4 protein-coding genes are annotated in these 5,533 nt (G+C 73.7%); 2 read left to right on the top strand and 2 right to left on the bottom strand.

All coding sequences use genetic code 11. The annotated features are described in order from the left end of the window. Positions 1 to 190: 190 nt before the first annotated feature. The gene (gene gndA, locus KBY47_RS35965; RefSeq protein ID WP_210928827.1) at positions 191 to 1,630 is read right to left on the bottom strand and encodes an NADP-dependent phosphogluconate dehydrogenase; all 1,440 of its coding nucleotides are present in this window, start codon (positions 1,628 to 1,630) and stop codon (positions 191 to 193) included. 291 nt (positions 1,631 to 1,921) lie between these two features. Here gndA and KBY47_RS35960 point away from each other — a divergent pair, with 291 nt between their 5' ends. Continuing rightward, positions 1,922 to 3,124 (top strand): transglycosylase family protein, encoded by a 1,203-nt coding sequence (locus KBY47_RS35960; protein WP_210928826.1) that lies wholly within the window; start codon positions 1,922 to 1,924, stop codon positions 3,122 to 3,124. Here the strand turns inward: KBY47_RS35960 and KBY47_RS35955 are convergent. After that, on the bottom strand, positions 3,114 to 4,217 hold the full coding sequence (locus tag KBY47_RS35955; RefSeq protein WP_210928825.1) for a DMT family transporter: 1,104 nt from the start codon (positions 4,215 to 4,217) through the stop codon (positions 3,114 to 3,116). The genes KBY47_RS35960 and KBY47_RS35955 overlap by 11 nt on opposite strands. Positions 4,218 to 4,427: 210 nt before the next feature. Between KBY47_RS35955 and KBY47_RS35950 the strand changes: the two genes are divergently transcribed. Further along, positions 4,428 to 5,189, top strand: coding sequence for a (2Fe-2S)-binding protein (locus KBY47_RS35950; protein ID WP_210928824.1), 762 nt, complete (start codon positions 4,428 to 4,430; stop codon positions 5,187 to 5,189). The last annotated feature ends 344 nt before the right edge of the window (positions 5,190 to 5,533 follow it).

Raw genomic sequence — 5,533 nt, 5'->3', positions numbered from 1 at the left:
TTCCTTGGCTCTGGACTCCTCCCCCGCCTACCCGCCGCCCGGCCCCGGCCCGGTCCCGCAGCCGCCGCCCGGCCCCGGCCCGGGTCCCAGCCCCCTCCCGGGGCCCGACCCGTCGCCCATCCCGCCGGGCCCGGAACCGGTGCCCAACCCGGAACCGGGACCGCCGCTCACCTGACCGCCGTGGGGAAGGTCAGGCCGAGACCTCCGACCGGTCTCCGCCCCACAGCGTGTGGAAGGAGCCGTCGCGGTCGGTCCGCCGGTAGGTGTGCGCGCCGAAGAAGTCCCGCTGGCCCTGGGTGAGGGCGGCGGGCAGGCGCTCGGCGCGCAGGGCGTCGTAGTAGGCGAGGGCGGCCGAGAAGCCGGGAGCGGGGACGCCCTGGCGGGTCGCGGCGATGATGACCTCGCGCCAGTCGTCCTGCGCCGCCGCGATCTCCTGGGCGAACGTCTCGTCCGACAGCAGGCTCGGCAGGTCGGGGCGGGCGTCGTAGGCGGCGCGGATACGGTCCAGGAACGCCGCCCGGATGATGCAGCCGCCCCGCCAGATCGCGGAGACGGCGCCCAGGTCGATGTCCCAGTCGTACTCCTCGCTGCCCGCGGCGATCTCGTGGAAGCCCTGGGTGTAGGAGACGATCTTCGAGGCGTACAGGGCCTGCTCGACACGGTCCGCGAACGCCCCGGCCTCCGCCTCGCCCAGCGGCGCCGCCTTCGGGCCCGCCAGCCCGCGCGAGGCCTCGCGCAGCGCCGCGTGGCCGGAGAGGGAGCGGGCGAAGACCGCCTCCGCGATGCCGGACACCGGCACCCCGAGGTCCAGCGCGATCTGCACGGTCCAGCGGCCGGTGCCCTTCTGCTCGGCCTGGTCCACCACCACGTCCACGAACGGCTTGCCCGTCGCCGCGTCCACGTGGGACAGCACCTCGGCGGTGATCTCGATCAGGTAGGAGTCAAGGCGCCCCGTGTTCCAGGTGCGGAAGATCTCCGCGATCTGCGCGGGCTCGTACCCGGCGACGTCGCGCAGCAGCTGGTACGCCTCGCCGATCAGCTGCATGTCGGCGTACTCGATGCCGTTGTGGACCATCTTCACGAAGTGCCCGGCGCCGTCCGGACCCACGTGGGTGACACAGGGCGCCCCGTCCGCCGCCTTCGCGGAGATCTTCTCCAGCATGGGGCCCAGGGAGTCGTACGACTCCGTCGAGCCGCCCGGCATGATGCTCGGGCCGTGCAGCGCGCCCTCCTCGCCGCCGGAGATGCCGGTGCCGACGAAGTGGATGCCGCGCTCGCGCAGTTCGCGCTCCCGGCGCCGGGTGTCCGCGAAGTGCGCGTTGCCACCGTCGATGATCATGTCACCGGGCTCCAGGAGCGGGGCGAACTCCTCGATCACCGCGTCGGTGGGGTCACCGGCCTTGACCATGATCACCAGTCGGCGCGGGCGCTCCAGCGCGTCGACGAACTCCTTGGCCGTCTCGGCCGCGATGAACTCGCCCTCCTCACCGAACTCCTCAACGAGGGCGTGGGTGCGCGCCACCGTCCGGTTGTGCACCGCGACCGGGTAGCCGTTGCGGGCGAAATTGCGGGCGAGGTTGCGGCCCATGACCGCGAGACCCGTGACGCCGATCTGGGCTTTGCTGCTCATACCGCCTGCTCCTAGTGGATCCGTTCGTGCCGGGCGTACTGCCGTGTGCCGCCAGTATTGCCCTCCCGGCCATCCTGACGTGCCGGTACCCCGGCCGCATGTCCGGAGGCGCCGACGGACATCAGTACGCACGCCGATCGCCGAGGTCTCAGCGCGTGCCCGACCGTTCCGGCCAACCGCAGACGGATTTACGCCACTTGGAGTGACGGGAGGCCGAATTGCTCTCTTGTCGTGACCTGTTGAAGACGCATACTTTTGGGCCCTCCTGACGCTTGTCGAAGGGGCGTTTCCATGGCCGTACGCGGCCGGCACCGCCGGTATCAGCCGAACAGGATCAACCGGGCCTCACTCACCGTGACCGCGGGCGGCGCCGGGATAGCCCTCCCCCTCGTCGGCACCGGCAGCGCCCAGGCGGCCGACGTCGACACCTGGGACAAGGTCGCCGCGTGCGAGTCCTCCAACGACTGGGACATCAACACCGGCAACGGCTACTACGGCGGCCTCCAGTTCACCCAGTCCACCTGGGAGGCCTTCGGCGGCACCCAGTACGCGGCGCGCGCCGACCTGGCCACCAAGGACCAGCAGATCGCCGTGGCCGAGAAGGTGCTCGACGGACAGGGGCCCGGCGCCTGGCCGGTGTGCTCGACGCGGGCCGGACTCACCCGCGGCGGAGAGAGCCCCGACGTCAGCCCCGCCAAGGCGCCCTCGGCCAAGAAGTCCGGCAAGGCGAAGACCTCCGTCCAGGACGTCCAGCCGCAGACCACGCCGCAGTCCCGGGCCGGCAAGGCCGAGATGTACACGGTGGTGCGCGGCGACACCCTCTCCGGCATCGCCGACGAGCACCGCGTCCGCGGCGGCTGGCAGGGCCTGTACGCCGCCAACCGCGCGGCCATAGGGGCCGACCCCGACCTGATCCTGCCGGGCCAGCGGCTGCACCTGGACGCCAAGAGCGACGCCAAGAGCCACACCAAGAGCGACGCCAAGAAGGGCAAGCAGAGCAAGCAGGAGAGCACGAAGAAGACCGCCCCACGCAAGGAGACCCGCACCACCGAGCCCAAGACCACGTCCCGCTCCGAGGAGCGCGCGTCCCAGTCCCTGGTCGCCCCCGTCAGCGGCTCCCTGGGGACCCCGTACCGCGCGGCGGGCTCGTCCTGGTCGAAGGGCTACCACACCGGCGTCGACTTCCCCGTGCCCACCGGCACCTCTGTGAAGTCCGTCAAGGACGGCCAGGTGGTCAGCGCGGGCTGGGGCGGATCCTTCGGCTACCAGGTGGTCGTCCGGCACGGCGACGGCCGCTACACCCAGTACGCCCATCTGTCGGCGATCTCCGTGAAGACCGGGCAGCAGGTCGGCACCGGCCAGCGCATCGGCCGCGCGGGTTCCACCGGCAACAGCACGGGCCCGCATCTGCACTTCGAGGTGCGGACGGGGCCCGGTTTCGGTACGGACGTCGACCCGGTCGCCTATCTGCGGGCCGGGGGCGTCAGGATCTGACGCGGTCCCGGTGCCGGTCGAGGATCAGCACCGGGACGAACGGGGAGCCGTAGCCGGAGGGGTAGTACAGCGGCACCCGGCCGCTGTCCTCCGCGGGCGCCCGGTTCTCGTGGGCCGCCTCGGAGACCGGCCGGGGGACGAAGACCTCCCCGCGCAGCTGCTCCCGCAGCGCCGGGGCCAGCTCGTCGTCGGCCTCCGGTACCAGTTCGTCGTCGGTCTCCGCCGCGGGGGCGTCCTGCGGCGGCTCTGACAGTGCCTCCGGGTTCTGGATGCGCTCCGTCGTCAGCAGGATCAGCCCGCCCGCGGCCACCACGCCGCAGCTCAGCGCGAGAACGGTGCCGGTGGTGCCGTAGCGGAAGGTCTCGCCGAACATCGTGATGCCGACCGCGGCGGCGACGACCGGGTTCACCACGGTCAGCGTGGCCAGCGGAGCGGCGAGTCCGGCGCCCCGGTAGGCGGCCTGCGACAGCAGCAGTCCGGCGACCGCCAGCACCGCGATCGCGGCGAGCGAGGGCAGGTCGGCCACGCCGAGACCGCCGGTCCAGTCGACCGCGACCGTCTTGGTGAACACCGACGACATACCGAAGGCGATACCGGAGGCGGTGGCGAGCAGCATCGCGCGCACGGCGGGGTGCCGGTGCACCGCCCGGCCCGCGGCCATCAGCGTCACGACCACACCACCGGTCACCAGGAACACGGCCGCCTGCTGGGCGCCGCTCAGGGACAGGTTGTCGGAGGCGCCGACCAGGGAGAGCAGACCCGCGAGGCCCACCGTCGCCATGATCGCGCCCCGCCAGGCGGTCGCCCCGGCCCTGCGGCGCACGAACAGCGCCGCCATCGGCAGCGCGAACACGATCGTCAGCGCGCCCAGCGGCTGCACCAGACTGAGCGGGCCGTAGGCGAGCGCCGCCACGTGCAGCAGACCGCCGAGGCCGTTGAGCGCGACCGCCGCCCACCAGGCGGGGCGACGCAGCGGGGCGTACTCCTCGGCCGGGGGAGAGGTGTCCGCGACGCGCTCCTGCACGATCGCGCCGCCGGCGTACGCGACCGCGGACACCAGCGACAGCAGCACGGACAGCGCGAGGGCGCTCATGGGCGGCTCCTCAGCGTCAGGCGGGTGCGCTTCACCCGGCGCGGCGAACGGTCGGCTTCCATAGGCAACACAATGCCGTCCAGAACTGTTCCCGTCGTCGTCCCTGAGCAGGCAATGGGTCCTACTGCCGATGGAGTACGACCCCGCCCCCGTCATCCCCAGGTCGGGTGACACCGGCGCCGTACCCCCTGCCCTCGCCCCCTAAGGGACTTGGTACTACTGCTCTTCGTGGACCCCGAAGCCGAACTCGACCCGGAACTGCGCGCCCTGCGCCCCCTGGGCGCCTACTTCGTCCTAAGGACGGTCGCGGACCTGGCGCACGCCCCGCGCCCCGGTCCCGTGCCCCTCGCCGAGGCGTACGGCGCCACCACGTCGGATGTTTACCGGGATCGCCTCGGTTTCCGGGTGCGGAAGGTGGCCCGCGCGCTGTCGGCGCCCGAGGAGCGGATCGCCGCCTCGGTGGCCCAGCTCGGCCTCGCGGCCCGGTTGTGGTCGGTCGCGCTCGGCTCGGCCGCCGTGTACGGGCGGATCCCCGACCTCGGTCCCCGGCTGCTGGGCTGGGACCCGGACGCGAGCGCGCCCGACGACCTGTGGCTGACCGAGGTGCGCCCGCTGCCCGGCGACGCGGCCACCGTCGCCGCCGCCGTCCTCGACGCCCACCTGGAACCGCTGGCCGCCGCGGTGCGCTCCCGGCACCGGGTCGCCGCCGGGCTGCTGTGGGGCAACGCGGCCTCCGCGCTGACCGGCGCCGCCCGTCGGCTGGACCGCTGGGCGCGGGCCGAGGGGCGGCCGGACGTCGCCGCCCGTTCCGGCGCGCTGACCCGGCGGCTCCTCACCGACCCCCGCCTCGCCGGAACCGGCACCCTCACCGGCACCGCGTTCCGGCGCCGCAGCTGCTGCCTGTACTACCGGCTCCCCGGCGGCGGCCTGTGCGGCGACTGCTGCTTCACCCGCGCCCCGGCCGCGCGTTGATGGGCGTCCGCGTCCCGGCAGGGGGTTGTCGGGCGTCCGCGCCTCGGCCGCGGGTTGTCGGGCGTCCGCCTCCCGGCCGTGCGATGTCGGGCGTCCGCGCCTCGGCCGTGCGTTGACCGGTGCCCGCGCAGGGGCCGCGCGTTGAGGGCGCCTGCCCTCGCCGCGCCTTGACGGCGCACGCCCTCGGTCGCCCCGCGACCTCACCCCCGCCTCCCTGTGACCGTCATCAGCCCCCCCGCCTCCCTGTGACCGTCACCCGCCCCCGGCCGCCCCGGAACTTCACCCGCCCCGGCCGCCCCGTAACCGCCCCCCTCACTCGGCCGCCCGCCGACCGTCGCCCCCAC

Origin of the sequence: Streptomyces sp. B93, from assembly GCF_018070565.1 — a bacterium.
Taxonomy (GTDB): domain Bacteria; phylum Actinomycetota; class Actinomycetes; order Streptomycetales; family Streptomycetaceae; genus Streptomyces.
This window is presented reverse-complemented; position numbering and strand designations above follow the sequence as displayed.

Bases quoted from the DNA above. Each gene is read 5' to 3' on its own strand.
- gndA (WP_210928827.1), bottom strand. From the start codon at position 1,630: ATGAGCAGCAAAGCCCAGATCGGCGTCACGGGTCTCGCGGTCATGGGC.
- KBY47_RS35960 (WP_210928826.1), top strand. From the start codon at position 1,922: ATGGCCGTACGCGGCCGGCACCGCCGGTATCAGCCGAACAGGATCAAC.
- KBY47_RS35955 (WP_210928825.1), bottom strand. From the start codon at position 4,217: ATGAGCGCCCTCGCGCTGTCCGTGCTGCTGTCGCTGGTGTCCGCGGTC.